We start from the raw sequence: 869 nt of genomic DNA, 5'->3' as shown, positions 1-869 counted from the left end.
GTTGAGCCGGAATGCCGCCGATGAGGGGCTCTTTGAGCGTCGTGAAGTGACCCCTGATGTATGACCTGTCGGTCTCGTCGATCTGCATGGGTGTGACTTTAGCTATCGGCCGATGCATAGCACCACCACATATAAAAGTGATTAAGCCATAGGGTTCAGCTATGACATTTGCTCAAGTTAAGGCGTTTCTGGCGACCTGTGAGTTCGGTTCCTTTACGGCCGCAGCCGTCGAGCTCGACATCGCGCAGGCGTCGGTTTCCGCGCTCATCGCGCGGTTGGAACTGGAGTTGGGTGTCAAGTTATTTGTTCGCGGAGCGCGGCAACTCGTGCCCACCACTGCCGCCGTCGAGCTTCGTTTCTATGCTGAACAGTCGGTCAGCGCGTTGGAGAACGGCGTCAGAGCACTGCGAGCCGTCACCTCGTTGGACGGGGGAGTCTCCACCTTCGGAGTCTTGAGCAATGCCGGATACTACGATTTGGCCGACCTGGTGCAGAGATTTCACCGCCGGTACCCCAAGGTGAAAGTTCGTCTCGTCGGGCTCAACTCGTACCTCGTGGCCGAGGCCGTCGTCTCGGGTGAAATCGAATGCGGGTTGGTCGTTCTGCCGGTCGATGAGGAAGGCCTGCAGGTGAAGCCGCTGTTCAAGGACGAAGTTGTCTACATCTCCACGTCGCGGGATGTCCGGGCTCCTGACGTCACAATCGAAGAGTTCGCCAAGGCGAACCTTGTGCTCTACGACGCTCACTGCGGATGGAAGGACCCCACCCGTCGTCAGCTGCTCGAACGTGCGCAGATCGCGGGTGTGAAAATTGATGTGGGGATTGAGGTCGAACACGTTGAAACGGCCATAAACCTTGTCGCCACAGGG

General features: G+C 58.0%; 1 protein-coding gene. It reads left to right on the top strand.

Features of this window, described 5'->3' with window-relative positions:
• Positions 1 to 161 precede the first annotated feature (161 nt).
• A partial coding sequence (locus JF66_RS19120) for a LysR family transcriptional regulator (protein ID WP_035880467.1) occupies positions 162 to 869 on the top strand: 708 nt, incomplete at its 3' end.

Origin of the sequence: Cryobacterium sp. MLB-32 (assembly GCF_000738085.1) — a bacterium.
Taxonomy (GTDB): Bacteria; Actinomycetota; Actinomycetes; order Actinomycetales; family Microbacteriaceae; genus Cryobacterium.
The sequence above is the reverse complement of the archived record's forward strand: the minus strand, read 5'-3'. Positions and strand labels throughout refer to the sequence as shown.